The 17,101-nt window shown below is 52.2% G+C and carries 15 protein-coding genes; all 15 read left to right on the top strand.

The genetic code is table 11. From position 1 onward, the window contains the following. The first annotated feature begins 53 nt into the window (after window positions 1-53). Entirely contained in the window at window positions 54-917 is an 864-nt protein-coding gene (locus tag T320_RS12245) for a response regulator (protein WP_026761261.1), read from the top strand. Between the two features lie 4 nt (window positions 918-921). Then, window positions 922-1,386, top strand: a complete 465-nt coding sequence (locus T320_RS12240) for a chemotaxis protein CheX (RefSeq protein WP_026761260.1) — start codon at window positions 922-924, stop codon at window positions 1,384-1,386. Window positions 1,387-1,487: 101 nt separating this feature from the next. Further along, a complete protein-coding gene (locus T320_RS12235; protein ID WP_037356239.1) occupies window positions 1,488-3,494 on the top strand; it encodes a methyl-accepting chemotaxis protein in 2,007 nt (668 codons plus the stop codon). 652 nt (window positions 3,495-4,146) lie between these two features. Continuing rightward, window positions 4,147-4,572, top strand: a complete 426-nt coding sequence (locus tag T320_RS12230; protein WP_026761258.1) for a YwiB family protein — start codon at window positions 4,147-4,149, stop codon at window positions 4,570-4,572. 12 nt (window positions 4,573-4,584) lie between these two features. Beyond that, window positions 4,585-6,240 (top strand): arginine--tRNA ligase, encoded by a 1,656-nt coding sequence (gene argS, locus T320_RS12225; RefSeq protein WP_037356237.1) that lies wholly within the window; start codon window positions 4,585-4,587, stop codon window positions 6,238-6,240. Between the two features lie 29 nt (window positions 6,241-6,269). After that, window positions 6,270-6,599, top strand: coding sequence for a DNA-directed RNA polymerase subunit delta (rpoE, locus tag T320_RS12220; protein WP_026761256.1), 330 nt, complete (start codon window positions 6,270-6,272; stop codon window positions 6,597-6,599). Window positions 6,600-6,610: 11 nt separating this feature from the next. Further along, entirely contained in the window at window positions 6,611-8,215 is a 1,605-nt protein-coding gene (locus tag T320_RS12215; RefSeq protein ID WP_037356235.1) for a CTP synthase, read from the top strand. A 692-nt stretch (window positions 8,216-8,907) separates the two neighbouring features. Further along, window positions 8,908-9,543 carry a hypothetical protein gene (locus T320_RS12210; protein WP_026761254.1) on the top strand — a complete coding sequence of 212 codons (636 nt, stop codon included), beginning with the start codon at window positions 8,908-8,910 and terminating at the stop codon, window positions 9,541-9,543. A 105-nt stretch (window positions 9,544-9,648) separates the two neighbouring features. Continuing rightward, window positions 9,649-12,987 carry a transcription-repair coupling factor gene (gene mfd / locus T320_RS12205; RefSeq protein WP_037356232.1) on the top strand — a complete coding sequence of 1,113 codons (3,339 nt, stop codon included), beginning with the start codon at window positions 9,649-9,651 and terminating at the stop codon, window positions 12,985-12,987. 13 nt (window positions 12,988-13,000) lie between these two features. After that, the gene (locus T320_RS12200; protein ID WP_037356229.1) at window positions 13,001-13,687 is read left to right on the top strand and encodes an SAM-dependent methyltransferase; all 687 of its coding nucleotides are present in this window, start codon (window positions 13,001-13,003) and stop codon (window positions 13,685-13,687) included. Between the two features lie 151 nt (window positions 13,688-13,838). Then, window positions 13,839-14,114, top strand: a complete 276-nt coding sequence (locus T320_RS12195; protein WP_026761251.1) for an HU family DNA-binding protein — start codon at window positions 13,839-13,841, stop codon at window positions 14,112-14,114. A 140-nt stretch (window positions 14,115-14,254) separates the two neighbouring features. Beyond that, entirely contained in the window at window positions 14,255-15,001 is a 747-nt protein-coding gene (locus T320_RS12190) for an SDR family NAD(P)-dependent oxidoreductase (protein ID WP_037356226.1), read from the top strand. A gap of 52 nt (window positions 15,002-15,053) precedes the next feature. Next, window positions 15,054-16,193, top strand: a complete 1,140-nt coding sequence (locus T320_RS12185; RefSeq protein WP_037356223.1) for an MGDG synthase family glycosyltransferase — start codon at window positions 15,054-15,056, stop codon at window positions 16,191-16,193. 31 nt (window positions 16,194-16,224) lie between these two features. Beyond that, the gene (locus T320_RS12180) at window positions 16,225-16,719 is read left to right on the top strand and encodes a hypothetical protein (RefSeq protein WP_026761248.1); all 495 of its coding nucleotides are present in this window, start codon (window positions 16,225-16,227) and stop codon (window positions 16,717-16,719) included. Window positions 16,720-16,789: 70 nt separating this feature from the next. Next, entirely contained in the window at window positions 16,790-17,080 is a 291-nt protein-coding gene (locus T320_RS12175) for an FtsB family cell division protein (RefSeq protein ID WP_369793446.1), read from the top strand. Window positions 17,081-17,101 lie beyond the last annotated feature (21 nt).

Here is a 17,101-nt window from a genome sequence, read left to right as displayed (position 1 = left end):
CTATTTTTAAGTGTTGGCAAATGTAAGGAATGTAGAGAAGCAGGTGAGCATTTGTGGAGAAAGTCAAAGTAATGATCGTCGATGATTCGAAGGTCAGCCGTGCGATGATTGAAGGGAATCTGGCAAGGACGAACTTCGAAGTATGCGCGCAAGCCAAAAATGCTGCTGAAGCAGTGGAGCTCTATGAGCAATTCAAGCCGGCTGTGGTTACCATGGATATGAATCTTCCGGATGCTGATGGCCTTGAATGCAGCCGCCGGATTCGTGCTGTGGATCCTGAAGCCAAGATCGTTATGATCAGTGCCATGAAGGATGCCAGCCTTGTGGCCCGGGGCCGTGAAGTGGGCATCAGTGCCTTCTTGCAAAAACCGGTCAGCATCAATGAACTTATCGATACATTGATGATTCTTTGCCAGAGCAAGGCAGGGAAGGTGGCTGTCCTGCGTGAGTCCTACGCAAAACCGTTTGTGAAGGCATTGCAGCAGGGCATTTTCAGCATGACCGGTGTACACAGTGAAGTGGAACTGCAGGAAGAGGAACGCAGTTTTCTGGACATCAGCGGTATCGCTGTCATTGTAGGCCTGACGGGGATTCCCAATGGCCGGGCTATCGTGTACATGGATGACAAAACCATGAAGGATTTTGCCACGGTGATGCTGGATGCCGAGGAAAATGACGAGATTACGGAAGATGAAGCAAGTGAATCCGTAGAAGAAGCGGTGAACATCATTGTGGGCCGTGGGGTATCCAATATTAATGATGTGTTCAAGGATAAGGAAATGCGCATTACGCCGCCGGGGACTATTGTGGGCAGCAAAATCCGCATTGCCAGCCCCAAACTTACGACCTTCCGTATATGCGCCAGAACACGGTTAGGGGATATTAATATGAGTGTGGGATTTGCGGAAGGAGAATGATAAGATGGATGCAAAATTAGTTAATCCGTTCGTCGATGCATTCACGTCCGTAATGCCGCAGATGGGCTTTCCGGAGCCTAAGCGGCTGAAGATGGGAGTAAAGACAAAGAATGCGGTGAGCCTGGGGGTTTCGGTTATCGTGGGCTTCACCAAACAGATTCGTGGCAACGTTGTTTACAACATGTCAGAAGACACCGCTAAATTTATTGCATCGACCATGATGATGGGTATGCCTGTAGCAGAATTTGATGCTATGGCCCAAAGTGCTATCTCGGAAATGAGTAACATGCTTACAGCTAATGCCGCAACCAACCTTACCGGTATGGGGCTTGAAGTGGATATTTCCACACCATCCCTGTCCATCGGTGAGAATTTCCAGGTGAAGATCAGCGATGATAATTATCTCACGGTGGAAATGGATTTAGCGGGTCACGTCGTAGAATTAGATATCGCAGTCGAACAACAATAAAGTTATACTAAAGTGAAATTAGCATTGTACGCAACCTCTATGTGTGCAATGCTTTTTTCAGATGTAGGATTTATGGGATTTTATATAACAAGGAGGAGAACATGAACTTTAACAGTTTACGCTTTAAGTTTCTGGCAGGATTCATACCTCTGTTCGTGGGAAGTTTTGCGGTATTCTTTGCCATCAGCTATTATATGTCCAGTTCGGCATTGACCCGTAATACGGATTTGCTGGCACAGGAAATCGGCAAGAGTACATCCGAGCAGCTGGAAAAACTCTATCAGCAGCGAGAGCTCACGGTGGAGTATCTGGCCAGTAACCCGATTATCATGCGCGGTACGCGGGAAGAACGGGTAAAGGTATTGGCTGATACTTTGGCCAAGCGCAAGAATTTCACGATGTTGGCATATTCTGACCCGGAAGGCCATGCTGTCAGCGACAAGAACAAGGATATGGACCGTACCACCCGGGCTTATATCAAGCAGGTGCGGGAGACCAAGAAGCCGGTTATGACGGGGCCATCTGTATCGGGCACCAACGGCAAGCTCATCACCATTCTGGCTTACCCGGTATTGGAAAACGGCCAGCTTACGGGTATTGTCTATGGTACCGTTGAACTGGATGATTTGACGGAACTGGTTGGCAAGATTAAGTATAAGGAAACCGGCCGTGTATATCTGGCCGACCAGGATGGTCTTTGCATCGCTTATGCGCAGCTTCCCGAGGAAGTGGGCAAGATGGATTTGACCAAGGAGGTTTCCAGTAAGAAAATCGATATTGCGCTAGTCAATGGTTTTACCAGTGCTATACAGCAGGATAAGCAGGTTTCAACGGAATATACCACCTCCAGAGGAGAAGCATCACAGGCTGTGTTCACGCCGGTGCATCTGGCCCATCGTACCTGGGTGGCAGTATCGGTAGCGCCGATTTCTGAAGTGCGGGCCGATGCCTATTCGCTGATGAAGATTATGAGCGCCGTGGCCGTTGTCATGGTGCTGATTATCAGCGGCATCATCTGGTTCCTGGGGAAGAAGCTCTGCGCTCCTGTGGAGGCTCTGCGGGAAGAATGCAACATCATCAATACCGGCGACCTGCGTTCCCGTCCGTTGGCTGTTGACAGCAATGATGAGTTAGGCGATTTGGCCCGTGGGTTCAAGGAGATGCGCCGCACCATTCGGGAGCTTATCGGTCATATTCAGAAGAATGCGGAGAGGGTTTCGGCTTCGGCAGAAGAGCTTTCTGCGGCTTCCCATCAGTCGGCTGATGCAGCTACGCAGGCTGCGCAGCAGATTACGGACATTGCTGCAGGTATTGCCACGCAGTCGGATTCGGCAGCCGATGCAGATAGAACGGCTGTGGAAATTGCTGAGCGCACTACGCTGGTGGCCAATAGTGCCGATGCGATTGCCATTGTTACGGAACAAACCGTAGGTAGTGTCAATACGGGGCGCGATTCCATTCAGAATGTGGTGGAATCCATGAATGCCATCAGTGACAGTACCACTACGGTGAAAAACTCCATTAAGGAACTGGCGAAGAGCTCGGATGAAATCGGCAGAATCGTGGAGCTGATTTCCGGGATTGCGGAACAGACGAATCTGTTGGCGCTCAATGCCGCGATTGAGGCGGCCCGTGCCGGTGAATATGGTCGTGGCTTTGCTGTGGTGGCTGATGAAGTCCGCAAGCTGGCCGAGGAGTCTGCCAGCTCCACGCAGCAGATTGCCAATCTCGTGACCAAGATTCAGACGGATATGAAACAGGCGGTAGTTGCCAGTGAGGAAAGTGCGGAAAGTGTAGCCAGCAGCATTGATTCGGTAAATGAGGCTGATGAAATCTTTAAGTCCATTAAGGTGGCGATTGATGCCCTTGCTGATGGTATCCGGGAAGTTTCCAGCAGCATCAAGTCGGTTTCGGAAGGTACGGATTCCATGCAGCAGGCCGTTAAGGATATTGCCAATATCAGCACGGCTAACGCCAGCCGCGCTGAAGCCGTATCGTCAACGACGGAAGAACAGTCCGCCTCGGCAGAAGAAATTGCAGCCGCAACCCGCGGGCTTGCTGAGCAGGCGGAACAGCTGGCACATGAAGTGGAGAAGTTCACAATCTAAATTTACATCTCACTGCTAATCTACTGTAGGTTTGACGGCGCGGCGATAATTTGCCACGCTACGCTTAGACCTTGAACTAAAAAAATTTTGACCTTTTATTTAGCGCGAAAAGCCATAAACTCACTGCGTTCAGACAAATGGCTTTTCGCGCTAATTTTTATGTGGGTCAAAATTTGTTTCTTCACGTTCAAGGTCAAACGCTTCGCTCTGACAAATTATCGCCGCGCCGCCCTCGCTAGGTTGGAATAGGTGCCTGATGAAAAGTTAGCTAGATTTCTTTCTTGGCGATATAGAGTTTGTGGTTCATTACGAAAGCTCAGTATCGTGGGCGGCGGAGGGGGGAGGCTTTTGCGCCAGCGAAGCGTTGCACCAGTCTGCGTGAAGAAAATAATTTTTGTCCACCATAATATTATCTGGGAAAGTCTACTGTTTGAGCGTAGCGAGTTTTGACTTTCCCGGATACTTAATTAAAAGACAAAAATTATTTTTAGCTGACTGGTCAAGCGAAGTGCGTAAAAGCCTCCCCCCTCCGCCGTCTTGCAGATATGAACAAAAAAGGTTGATGAAGCCGCAAAAAAAGCGCAAAAAACTGTTGGCAAGGTAGTGAGTTTGGTTTATAATATGTAACAGTATGTTTTGAAGAGGTGGCTAAATGGCGGATGCTATGGTTGCGGTGACGGTGGAAGGCGTGCAGGTCGATACGGCGGGAGAAAAGACCGTGTTGAAATCGGCGGCGCGCGGCAAGTATTCAGCGCGGGCTGGCAAGCATTATGTGCGTTATGAGGATGCCTCGCTTCACGACAAGGTGGTGCCCACCGTGCTGAAATTCAGTGGCGAAGGGCTGACGCTGATTCGCCGTGGAGCTGTGGATATGCAGCTGGAATTTCGGCTGGGGGAAAGGACCCGTAGTGTGTATCGGACACCCTACGGTAATTTTGATTTACTGGTAGAAACCCAGAAGCTGGATATTTACTTTAAGGATGGCCAGGGCACGGTACAGGCAGAATATGAGCTGTATTTGAACGATGCTCTGCAGGGCCATAACACCTTAAATGTAGTTATCGACAAAATAAATTAGGAGGATTTTGGATTGGATATTAAAGATACGCTGACAGAAGCCATTGTAGCGGCTGCGAAAAGTGCCATTGCCGATGGTGTGTTCCCGGAAGGGGAATTGCCCACGGTGGTATTGGAAGTGCCGCCCCAGAAGGAGTTTGGTGATTTTGCTACCAACTTTGCCATGCAGTCGGCTCGGGTGTTCCATAAGGCTCCCCGTCAGATTGCAGAAGAACTGGTGAAGCGCATTGAGGGCGACTGGCTCGACCATGCTCAGATTGCTGGCCCGGGCTTTTTGAACTTCTACCTGAAGGGCAATGTGCTCTACGATTCCTTCCAGAAAATCCTCGACGAAGGTGAAAAATACGGTCAGCTGCCGAAAAAAGATGCACCGAAGATTCAGGTGGAATACGTCAGCGCTAATCCGACGGGGCTGCTGCATGTCGGTCATGGCCGCGGCGCTGCTGCTGGTTCTGCTCTCGTAAATCTTCTGCGGGCAGCAGGTTACCCCGTGGAAAGCGAATACTACATCAACGATGCCGGCAATCAGATGAACAATCTGGCCCGTTCCGTTAACGCTCGTTATCTGGAACTCTTGGGACAGGATGTAGAATTCCCCGAAGACGGCTATCATGGCCAGGACATCATCGACACGGCCCAGCGCATCATCGACAAGGAAGGGGATAAATACCTCTCCATGAATGATGATGAGCGCATGGAAATCTTCAAGGATTTGGCCTATGTGGAAAAACTGGCTACCCTCAAAGAGGATTTGGCTTCCTTTAACGTAACCTTTGACAAGTGGTTCAGCGAGCGTACGCTGCATCCGGAAGCTGTTAAGGCTGCCGTGAAAATCCTGCAGGACAACGGCAACATCTACGAAAAGGACGGTGCACTCTGGCTCAAGTCCACGGCTTATGGCGACGATAAGGACCGCGTGGTTATTCGCGACAACGGTGTGCCGACGTATCTGGCTGCCGATATCGCTTACCATCACAACAAGTATGAGCGTGGCTTCGACAGACTCATCAACATCTGGGGCGCTGACCACCATGGCTATGTGTGCCGTGTAAAGGCTGCTATGGATGCGCTGGGTCATGATTCCAAGAAACTTACGGTACTGCTGTTGCAGATGGTTGCTCTTTACCGTGGCGGTGAGCTCGTGAAGATGAGCAAGCGTACCGGCCAGAGTGTTACCCTGAACGAACTGATGGAAGAAGTCGGCACCGATGCTGCGCGTTATTTCTTCCTGATGCGTTCCTTGGACAGCCAGCTCGACTTCGATTTGGATTTGGCCAAGAAAAAATCCAACGACAATCCGGTGTACTACATTCAGTATGCCCATGCCCGCATTTGCAGCATCTTCCGTCAGTGCAAGGAAACGGGGCTGTCCCTCAGCGATAAGCCGGAACTTTCCCTGCTGACCGATGAGTCGGAAATCGACCTCATCAAGAAGATTGAGGAATACCCTGAAGAAATCGAGCGTGCTGCACGTGATTATGCACCGCAGCGCATTGCCCGTTACAGCTATGATTTGGCCAGTGCCTTCCATAGCTTCTACAATAAATGCCGCATTGTCGGCGTAGAGCCGAAACTGGCAGAAGCTCGTTTGGCTCTGGTTACGGTTACGGCCCATGTGATTCGCCATTCGCTGGGAATCCTTGGAGTATCGGCACCGGAACAGATGTAATTTAGGATTTGGAAGGAGAACTTTTGATTATGGATTTTATCAATAGCTCGGAAGTGGATATCGCGTATCATGTGCTGACGGAAAAAGGTCAGACCATGTACTATAAGGATTTGATTCTCGACGTTATCGAGAAAAAGCATAAGCCGGTGCAGTCCCTGTCGGCAGCTATCTCGGAAGTATATACCCTCATCAATATGGACAGCCGTTTTCAGCATGAAGGCGACCAGCAGTGGGGCCTCACGGAATGGAATCCGCCTGAAGTGAAGCGTCATTCTGCCCGTGGTGCGGCATCCCGCTCCAAGGCTGCCAATAAGGCAATCAACAGCCGTCAGAAGAAGCTGGAAAGCATTCAGGAATAAGGAGGCAAATCATGGCAAAGTATATCTTCGTTACCGGTGGTGTGGTTTCGTCCCTGGGCAAGGGCATCACGGCGGCTTCTCTGGGCCGTCTCTTAAAGAGCCGTGGCCTCAAGGTTACGATTCAGAAGTTCGACCCGTACATCAACATTGACCCGGGTACGATGAGCCCTTACCAGCATGGCGAAGTATTTGTTACCGATGATGGTGCGGAAACGGACCTCGACCTGGGCCATTACGAGCGCTTCATCGACATCAACCTGTCCAAGAACAGCAACATCACCACGGGTAAGGTGTACTGGTCCGTGCTCCACAAGGAACGCCGCGGTGAATACTTAGGCTCCACGGTGCAGGTTATCCCGCATATCACCAATGAAATCAAACAGCGCGTCTATGATGTAGCCAAGGCTGACGGCGCTGACGTGGTTATCACGGAAATCGGCGGTACGGTTGGTGATATCGAAAGCCAGCCCTTCCTCGAAGCCATCCGTCAGGTCAAGAAAGAAGTTGGCCCGAAGGATACGCTCTACATCCATGTAACGCTGCTGCCGTATATCTCCGCTGCCGGCGAACTCAAGACCAAGCCGACCCAGCACAGTGTAAAAGAACTGCGCGCCATCGGCATTCAGCCGGACATCCTCGTGTGCCGCACGGAAAAGACCATTTCCAAGGACATGAAGGAAAAGATTGCCATGTTCTGCGACGTGCAGCCGGAAGCCGTTATCGAAAACCGCACGGCCTCCACGATTTACGAAGTGCCCCTCATGATGCAGCGTGAAGGACTCGACAAGATTGCCCTGCAGAAACTCAACATGGACTATGGTCCGGCCGATATGTCCGATTGGGACAAGATGGTCTACAAGATTAACAATCCGTCCAAGAAGGTTAAGGTTGCCGTTGTCGGCAAGTATGTGGAACTGCCGGATGCTTATATCTCCGTAACGGAAGCACTCCATCATGGCGGCATCGACAATGATGCTTCGGTGAAGATTCAGTGGGTCAACGCGGAAAAAATCGAAGACCCGGATACCGACCTTTCGGAAGTGTTCGTTGGCTGCAAGGGCATTCTCGTGCCGGGCGGCTTCGGCGACCGTGGTGTGGAAGGCAAGATTAAAGCCATCCAGTACGCCCGCGAGAACAACATTCCGTTCCTCGGCCTGTGCTTAGGCATGCAGTGCGCCGTTATCGAATTTGCCCGCCACGTCTGCGGCATGACGGACGCGCACAGCTCCGAATTCGATGCAGAAACGAAGCACCCGGTTATCGACCTCATGGAATCCCAGCAGGGTATCGAGGATAAGGGCGGCACGATGCGCCTTGGTTCCTATCCCTGCACCCTGCGCGAAGGTACGCATTCCCTCGCAGCATACGGTACGGCCAATATTGAGGAACGTCATCGCCATCGCTATGAGTTCAACAACAAGTACCGTCAGGAACTCACCGAGCGCGGCCTCGTGATTGCCGGTACCCTGCCGGATGACAGCCTCGTAGAAGTGGTAGAGGTTAAGGACCACCCCTGGTTCGTGGCAACCCAGGCTCACCCCGAGCTCAAGTCCCGCCCGAACAACCCGCATCCGCTGTTCCGCGATTTCGTGAAAGCGGCATTGCAGGTAAAATAAGTTGATGATGTGTGACTGGTGGCAGGGAAAGGCTTTTGCACGTTCCGCTTTGCCAGCAGACTAAAATCAATTTTTGTCCTTTATAGCAGCATGAAAAGCTAAAACTCGCTTTGCTCAAACAGTTAGCTTTTCATGCTGCTTTTTGTATGTGGACAAAAATTGATTTCTTAACGTCTGCTGGCAAACGCTTCTCTTAGCAAAATCCTTCCCCTGCCACCAGAAGCAACGGTATTATCAATTGTTACGAATAAAGCGAGTCAATAGCACATGGATACTTACTATTATCACGAATTAAATTTGACCAAGTGCAAAGCAGTGAGGCCGGACAGGGGCGATATGCTAAGTGGAGCGTTAGGCTGCGGACGTTAAGAAATTATTTTTTTCGCCCAGGGCAGTGGTCAAAGGTTTTGTTTGAGCGAAGCGAGTTTAACCTTTGACCATTGCCTTGATTAAGCGAAAAAAATAATTTTAGTCCGCAGGCGCAGCGGAACGTGCATATCGCCCCTGTCCGTCCGTCTTTGCTGAGCGTGGATAATCCCGCCCGCCCCTGCCGACCTTTTGCAAGAAAAAACTTTCCAACAGGCAGGATAAGCCAAGGCAGCTGTAGAAATAGTGTATTATCAAAGGTGATACAGTCAATTGTAAGGGAATGACTGCAAACTGGGATTTTAGGGAAGAAAGGAGGATTTCCCATGCTTATCGATACGGCCTGTTCTTTGGCGTTCTACTGCCAGCGCTGCGGCCGAATCCAGCTACAGGATGTACCCCTCTTTAGCGGGCAGAAGCAATTCGTTATGGAGTGCGGGAACTGTGGGCACGAGATGGGCAAAATTACCTTGCGGCCGCGCAAAGGACTGGAACTGAAAACAGAATGCGGTATATGCAAAGGCAGCAACCGTCAGACATTTTCCTGGCGACAGCTGCGAAGACTCAGGTTTGCCAGACTTTACTGTCAGCATGATAATTTTGAACTGGGCTACATTGGCCGGTGGCAGGATATCGCCGAATTCATGGACTTCAATGTTGCAGAATACGATGCTTTGCATCCAGCTGATGGCGATTGCTTCATTGAACATCAGCAGACCCTGCTGGAGGCGCTCAATCGCATCCACGATTTGGCCGCCAGCGGTGAACTGGAATGTACCTGCGGCAGTGCCGACATCAAGGCGGCGGTGCAACGGGATTCGGTGCGGCTCGATTGCTGCTTCTGCGGCAACTACTGTGAGCTGCCGGCAAAGACTGCCAAGGATTTGCAGGCGCTAAAGCCCGGCCAGGGGACAAAATTTACTTGGAGAATGCGCCCATGGCTTGACGTAAGGGAGAAATAGGATTATCATATAAAAATATTGACATACGAGCGAGGGACTATCGGCGAGGGCCGACAGTCCCATTTTCGCGTAATATATGCACATAAGAAATATTGAGGTGTCACGATGAATTCTTTATTTGCTGCCTTGAGCAGCAATGCCGGGGTTAAGAAACTGCAGGCCTGCCTGCAGGAAAAGCCCCAGGAAACACTGGTCTACGGTCTGACAGGTTCCCAGAAACATGTGGTGCTGGCGGCCGCCTACAGCACGGCGCCCCAGCCACTGGTCATTCTGGTTCATAGCAACGAAGCCATCTCCGACTGGCGGGAAGATTTGCTCTCCCTGCTGCCGGGGACGGAAGTGCTGGAACTGCCGGAACTGGATATGATGACGGTGCAAGCCGAAGCTCGCAGCATGGAGCGCTCCGCCCGCCGCATGGATGTGCTGGTGCGCCTGATGCGCAAGGACAATGTCATTGTACTGGCCAAGGCCACGGCGGCGGTGCAGAAGGGCATGAGCCGCCAGGACTTTGCCCGGCTGAGCCTGAATATCGGCATGGGCGAGGAAATACCCCTCGAAAAGCTCCTGCAGCGGCTTGTGCAGCTGGGCTATGAACATGCAGACGAAGTGGAGCGTATCGGCCAGTTCAGTGCTCGGGGCGGCATTGTGGACGTTTATCCCATCAATGCGGAAAATCCTGTGCGCATTGAATTCTTTGGCGATGAAGTGGATTCCCTGCGCGAATTTGACCTGGGCACTAAGCGCTCCCTGAAAAACATCAGCAGTGCGGCCATCATGCCTCTAGCGCAGACGGACAGCACCGGTCAGGCAGAAGTGTTCCTGTCCTATCTGGAAGGTAAGGGCACGGTGCTCTTTGATGAGCCAATGCGCCTGCGGGAACAGATGCGTACCATGGTGCGGGAAAATCCCGACATCAAGAACAAGGTGTTCAGCTGGGAAAATATTCAGGAAGCGGCCCGGGAAAATCGGGTGATTTACTCGGCCATGCTGCTGCAGCAGGTTCATGGCGCCGAAGCCACCCAGACCATCAGCTTTACGGCACCGAATGTGGCCAGCTTCCAGCGGCAGATGGATTTGCTCGTCAATGAAATCTCCCGCTGGCTGGCGCAGAAACAGCATATCCTCATCCTGCTGGGGGAAAAGGCCAAGGCTGACTCCCTGCGGGAACTTTTGGCGCGGCATCGTTACCCCTCACTAGTCATTGAAGAGGGCGCTGAGCTGCGCACGGACTGCGTCAACATTCAGGTGGGGCGGCTCATCAACGGTTTTGAACTGGCGGCCTCCAGCCTCGTGGTGGTGACGGAGAAGGACATCTTCGGTCATGCCAAGCGGCGGGCCATTCGCAAGCAGGGAAAGGATGAAAAACTTTCCCACTTCCGCGACATTAAGCCCGGAGATTATGTGGTACACGCTGCCCATGGTATTGGTAAATATATCGGCGTTGAAACCTTGGACGTAGGCGGCATCCATAAAGATTACCTGCATATTAAATACGGCGGTGATGACAAGCTCTATGTGCCTACGGAGCAGGTCAATTTGCTGCAGAAATACATCGGTGCCGAAGGAGAAGTCCCCCGTCTGCACCGCATGGGCGGCACGGAATGGGTCAAGGCCAAGGCAAGGGCGAAAAAATCCGTCGAGGATATTGCCAAGCAGCTCATTGAAATCTATGCCAAGCGGAAGCAGGCCAAGGGCTTTGCGTTCTCTCCGGACGACAGCAGTCAGCATGATTTTGAAGATGCGTTCCCCTATCAGGAAACGGACGACCAGTTAAAGGCCATCTCCGAAATCAAGGAGGATATGGAACGGGAAAAGCCCATGGACCGATTGCTCTGTGGTGACGTGGGCTTTGGCAAGACCGAGGTGGCTATCCGCGCGGCTTACAAGGCTGCCATGGACGGCAAGCAGGTGGCGGTACTCGTGCCGACTACGGTGCTTGCCCAACAGCATTTTCAGACCTTTAACGCCCGCTTTATGGATTTCGTGCCCAAGGTGGATGTTATCTGCCGTTTCCGCACGGCCAAAGAGCAGAAGCAGACCATTGAAAAGGTCAAGATGGGGCAGGTGGATATCCTCATTGGCACTCATGCCATTCTCAATCAGAACAAGGTACAGTTCAAGAACTTAGGCCTCTTGATTGTGGACGAGGAACAGCGCTTCGGCGTCAAGCAGAAGGACAAAATCCGCAAGCTCGCGGCAGGCATTGATGTGCTGACCTTATCGGCGACGCCCATTCCCCGTACGCTCCATATGTCTTTGGTAGGTGCCCGCGATATGAGCATTATCGAAACGCCGCCGGCAGACAGATTCCCGGTGCAGACCTATGTGGTGGAGGATAACGACGCCATTATTGCCGGTGCCATCAAGCGTGAGTTGAAGCGTGGCGGTCAGGTCTACTTCGTCTACAATCGCGTGGATACCATCGACCGCATGCGGGAAAAGCTGGAGGCGCTGGTGCCGGACGCCCGGGTGCAGACCGCCCATGGGCAGATGCCCGAGGAGCTTTTAGAGCGCGTGATGATGGACTTCTACGAAGGGGAATACGATATCCTCCTCGCAACCAGTATCGTAGAAAACGGCCTCGATGTGGCCAATGCCAACACCATCATTGTCTACAATGCGGACCATTTCGGCCTGTCGCAGCTCTATCAGATGCGTGGGCGCGTGGGCCGTTCCCATCATATGGCCTTCGCCTACTTTGTCTACCAGGCGGATAAGATTCTGACGGAGACGGCCGAAAAGCGCCTGCAGGCCATGAAGGAATTTGCGGAACTCGGCGCGGGCTTTAAGATTGCCATGCGGGATTTGGAAATCCGCGGTGCGGGTAACCTCTTGGGCTCCCAGCAGCATGGTCATATTGCCAGTGTCGGTTTTGAGATGTACTGCAAGCTTTTGGAAGAGGCGATAGACAAACTGCAGCATGGGGAAAAGGAAGTGGCAGAAGTGCAGCCTGACCCCATCATTGACCTGCAGGTGGAGGCTTATATTGACGGGGATTACGTCAGCGATGCCATGCACAAGATTGAGATTTATCAGCGCATTGCGGGCATCCGCATGAATGAGGAAATACAAAATCTGCTCGATGAGCTCATTGACCGTTTTGGCGAGCCCACTCCTGCGGTGATGAACCTTTTGGAAGTCGCCAAAATCAAAAATTATGCGCGGGCACTCAAAATCCGCACCATCAGCGAACTGCCCAAGGCTTTGGATATTTACATCCTGCCGGGACACCGTCTGCCTGCCAAGGGCTTGATTGCCGTGGACAAGGTGCTGGGCCGCAGCATGCGCTCCCTGCCAGGGAAAAACGGTTTCCGCTTTGCCCTGCAGGATAGCCAGAAAAAGAAGATTACAAACTTCGTCCTGCGCCTGCTGCTTCTGGCCAGCGGTAAGGAAGATAAGGCTTTAGGCAGCAAGGACGCCAAGGAAAAAGCAGGAAAGAAATGAGGAAGATACTAATATGGCAAAGATAATCGTAGTGGGATTGGGCCCAGGTCACGCCGGACTCATCACCCGGGAGAGCTGGGACCTGATGCAGCAGGCAGAGCATCTTATTTTGCGCACGAAAATCCATCCCACAGTGGCGGCGCTCGATGAAGCAGCGCTAACCTACAGCACCTATGATGGCTTTTACGAGGAAGCGGCGGATTTTGAAGCGCTGTATCGCAGCATTGCCGCTGACCTGCTGCAAAAAGCCAGAGAATGGGGAACGCTCGTCTATGTGGTGCCAGGCAGTCCCCTGGTGGCTGAACGAACCGTGGTACTGCTCCGCGACATGGGCAAGGAGACGGATGTGGAAGTGGATATCCGCCCCGGCATGAGCTTTGTGGAGGTCATGTACACCCGTTTGGGCATTGACCCGGTGGAGGGCCTCACCATTTTGGATGCGTTGGACATTGAGACGCTGAAAGAAACACCGGCACAGTCGCTGATTATCACGCAGGTCTACAGCCAGCCCATCGCCAGCGATGCCAAACTGATGCTGATGGACCTCTATCCTGATGAATACGAGATTACCTATATTCACAACCTGGCTATGGAGGACGAAAGCATCCGCCAGATTCCGCTTTTCGAGCTGGACCGCCAGTCGGATTTGGACCACCTGACCAGCCTTTACATCCGCCCGCTTTCTGCAAAAAAGGCCTGAAACAGGCGAAAAATGTGGCCTTGCAAGGCTTTTTTAGCGAAAACCCTTGATTTTTCCGGAGGTTTCTGTTAAATTCTCTTATAGCGGATTGAACCGCGGGGCTGGCGGCTGGCCGTCAGCAGTAATAATCTTCTTTAAGGAGGCTACGATCATGAACAAAACTGAATTGGTAGCTAATATTGCAGAAAAATCCGGTCTGACGAAAAAGGATGCTGAAAAAGCTCTGGGTGCTTTCTTCGAAAGCGTACAGCAGGCTCTGATTGAGGGCGACCGTGTGCAGCTCATCGGCTTCGGTACTTTCGAAGTGAAAGAACGCGCTGCCCGCAAAGGCCGTAACCCCCAGACGGGCAAAGAAATTGAAATTCCGGCAGCAAAGAATCCGGTTTTCAAAGCTGGCAAGGCATTGAAGGATGCAGTCAACGGCTGATTAAAATCATAAGAAAAACCGTGCTCTTCGGGGCACGGTTTTTGTGTATGCCTTCCCCGTGTGGGGGCGGCGTAGCCGCGGGAGTCCGGTGGACTCCCCGGACAGTGGGTGCGAAGCGTTCGGATGAGGTGGTGTAATAAATGCAAGACAAACGAATTCTGATTTCCGGCGGCACTTCCGGTATTGGCCTGGCCGCCGCTAAATTATTTTTGCAGGCAGGAGCCAAGGTGGCTTTAATGGGCAGGTCTGAGCAGCGGGGCAAGGCTGCGCTGCAGGAACTGGAGTCTGGCGATAGAGCCATCTTTGTCCAGGGGGATGTCAGCCGTCTGGCCGACTGTAGGCAGGCTCTGCAGCAGGTTATCGATAAATGGGCAGGCCTTGATGTGCTCGTGAATTCCGCAGGTATTTATGTGGAAGGGGCCATTGAGGATATGACGGAGGAAGATATTGCCACAGTGCTCGACATCAACGTCAAGGGCACGTACTATCTCAGTCAGGCCGCAGTTCCCTATCTCAAAGAGTCGCGGGGCAATCTGGTCAACGTGGCTTCCGATGCCGGCGTTCATGGCAATTACTACTGCAGCCTCTATTGTGCCAGCAAGGGGGCTGTGGTGATGTTCACGAAGGCCTTGGCTTTGGAACTGGCAGGTTTCGGGGTGCGGGTCAATGCCATCGCCCCCGGCGATATTCTGACGCCTTTGACAGAAGCGCAGCTGCAGGCATCGCCAAACAGGGACGATGCCCTGCGGGAAATGGCTTCCGTTTATCCGCTGGGGCGTATCGGCACGGCAGAGGAAGCAGCGGCGGCCATTAAATTTTTGGCCTCACCGGAGGCTGCATTCATCACCGGTACGATTTTGACTGTGGATGGTGGCCTCACTGCCTGATTTGTGTTACAATAGGCAGGTGTGAAATCTTACGGACAAGGAGGCGGCGCGGATGGCTGCGAAGAAAATCTTAATACTGACGGCATCCATCGGTTCCGGCCATATCAAAGCTGCTGAGGCGGTGGCGCAGGAGCTCAAACTCCAGCAGTCGGAAACGGAAATCGTCACGGTGGACTTTATGGCCCGCAGCACATCCTTCTGGCATTGGCTCACGAAGAAAATCTATCTGGAAATGCTGAACTTCGTGCCTAACCTCTATGATGTCTTTTATAAATTGTCCTCCAGCGAGACAGGGGGCAGCTGCGGCAAGAATATGTTTGCCTATTTCATGCTGCCGGTGTTTGAACGACTGCAGCATGAACTGCAGCCCGATGGCATCATCTGCACCCATCCCTTTCCCGCCGGAACGGTGTCTCTCTGGAAGGAGAAGCACCAGAGCAATTTGCCACTGTCGGTGGTGATGACAGATTACTCTCTGCATCAGATGTGGCTCTGCAGCGGCGTGGAAAATTATTTCATGGCGACGGAAGCCATGCGGCAGGCTATGACGGAGCAGGGCTTTGCGGCAGAAAATCTTCATGTCACCGGCATTCCCATCAGCAGCGAAGTGCTGAATCTGCCGGGCAAAGCTGAACTGCGCAGGGAATTGGGCTTTGGCCAGGAGCGGAAGGTCATTCTGCTGATGGGGGGCGGCCTGGGCTTGGGCGGCATTGAGCGCACTCTGCAGGAACTCGAAAAAATCGAACAGCCGCTGACCCTGCTGGTGATTGCTGGACGCAACAGCCAGCTGCAGCAGCAGGCGGAAGATTTTGCCGAAGGTTCCCATCATACCATCCGGGTCTGGGGCTATACCGAAGAAGTGCGCAAGTTGATGGGGGCAGCGGACCTTCTTATCACCAAACCCGGCGCTCTGACCATCAGCGAGGCTTTTGCCTTAGGCACACCCATGCTTCTCCATGACCCCATCCCCGGGCCCGAGACGGAGAACGCTGTCTATGCCACCAAGCACGGTGCGGCAGTTTGGCTCCATCCCGGTGAGAAGCTGGCAGGCGCGGTGGAAGAAATTTTCCACGGTGGCTGTCTGGAAAAGATGCATGAGCAGGCGTTGCAAAGTGCCAAGCCACTCGCCAGTCAGGAAATTGTGAAAATAATTTTGCGGTCAGCAGGTTTTTGGGCAGATCATAGGGAATAATATAGATGCGGGTTCCGCAAATAGGCAATTTATGGGGAAGATTGGTGATAATATGGCGGTATATCAGCTGCAGAAAAATGAAACCAATAATTATATATGCCCAAAATGCGGCCGTCCATTGCGTTTCGTGGATGGAACGGCGGTACAGATTGTCGGCGGCCGTGCGGACATGGCCTCCATTTTGCCCAAACACGAGTGCGACCATTGTGGCGTGTACTTTCAGGAACTTCTGGGTTCCGGCTTTTATGATGAGCACGATTTACCCAAGGATGCTGGTCCTAAGAACCGGGATAAATGGATTCCTACAGGCGAGCTCAAACCTACGGAGCTCAAGCGGGATGAAAATAACAAATGCGTCTGCCCACGTTGTGGTGAGCTGATGGATTATGTGGAAGGCCGGGCTGTGACTTTGGTCAATGGCCGGCCCGATATGGAAAATGTCAAAGACCATTTTCATTGTCCTAACTGTCAGGCCTATTTTCGCCGGATTGCCACCACGAATTATTTTCAGTGGTCGGAAACATAGTTTTTCCTTGCCATGGGAAAAATTTGCGGTTATTATAGAATAGATTGAGAAATCTTTGCAAGGAGGGATAATGATGAAAGCAAGACGGGAAAGGCGCGAGATAAATTGGTTCGCGTTGATTATGCTTGCCATTATTGTCTACTTTGCTTCGATTTTGATTTCCCAGCAGGTTTATCTCAGTCAGGCCGCGGATGAGTATGCGTCGGCCAAGGCAAGACTGGAAGCGGCGGAGAAAGAAAATGCCGCCCTCAAGGAGGAAGCCCGCCAGCTCAATGAACTGGGCTATATCGAAAAAATTGCCCGCGAAGAACTGGGCATGACCAGAGCCGGGGAACTCCCCTACAGCACCGGTCACAAATAAGCATTTAAGCGTTGTACGCCT

The sequence above is a fragment of the Selenomonas sp. FC4001 genome (genome assembly GCF_000701565.1).
Taxonomy (GTDB): domain Bacteria; phylum Bacillota; class Negativicutes; order Selenomonadales; family Selenomonadaceae; genus Selenomonas_A; species Selenomonas_A ruminantium_B.
This window is presented reverse-complemented; position numbering and strand designations above follow the sequence as displayed.

Excerpts from the sequence above, each read along its gene's own strand:
- T320_RS12210 (WP_026761254.1), top strand. The coding sequence starts at position 8,908 with ATGCTTATCGATACGGCCTGTTCTTTGGCGTTCTACTGCCAGCGCTGC.
- T320_RS12215 (WP_037356235.1), top strand. The coding sequence starts at position 6,611 with ATGGCAAAGTATATCTTCGTTACCGGTGGTGTGGTTTCGTCCCTGGGC.
- T320_RS12240 (WP_026761260.1), top strand. The coding sequence starts at position 922 with ATGGATGCAAAATTAGTTAATCCGTTCGTCGATGCATTCACGTCCGTA.
- T320_RS12195 (WP_026761251.1), top strand. The coding sequence starts at position 13,839 with ATGAACAAAACTGAATTGGTAGCTAATATTGCAGAAAAATCCGGTCTG.
- T320_RS12190 (WP_037356226.1), top strand. The coding sequence starts at position 14,255 with ATGCAAGACAAACGAATTCTGATTTCCGGCGGCACTTCCGGTATTGGC.
- T320_RS12200 (WP_037356229.1), top strand. The coding sequence starts at position 13,001 with ATGGCAAAGATAATCGTAGTGGGATTGGGCCCAGGTCACGCCGGACTC.
- T320_RS12185 (WP_037356223.1), top strand. The coding sequence starts at position 15,054 with ATGGCTGCGAAGAAAATCTTAATACTGACGGCATCCATCGGTTCCGGC.
- T320_RS12235 (WP_037356239.1), top strand. The coding sequence starts at position 1,488 with ATGAACTTTAACAGTTTACGCTTTAAGTTTCTGGCAGGATTCATACCT.
- T320_RS12180 (WP_026761248.1), top strand. The coding sequence starts at position 16,225 with ATGGGGAAGATTGGTGATAATATGGCGGTATATCAGCTGCAGAAAAAT.
- T320_RS12230 (WP_026761258.1), top strand. The coding sequence starts at position 4,147 with ATGGCGGATGCTATGGTTGCGGTGACGGTGGAAGGCGTGCAGGTCGAT.
- rpoE (WP_026761256.1), top strand. The coding sequence starts at position 6,270 with ATGGATTTTATCAATAGCTCGGAAGTGGATATCGCGTATCATGTGCTG.
- T320_RS12175 (WP_369793446.1), top strand. The coding sequence starts at position 16,790 with ATGATGAAAGCAAGACGGGAAAGGCGCGAGATAAATTGGTTCGCGTTG.
- mfd (WP_037356232.1), top strand. The coding sequence starts at position 9,649 with ATGAATTCTTTATTTGCTGCCTTGAGCAGCAATGCCGGGGTTAAGAAA.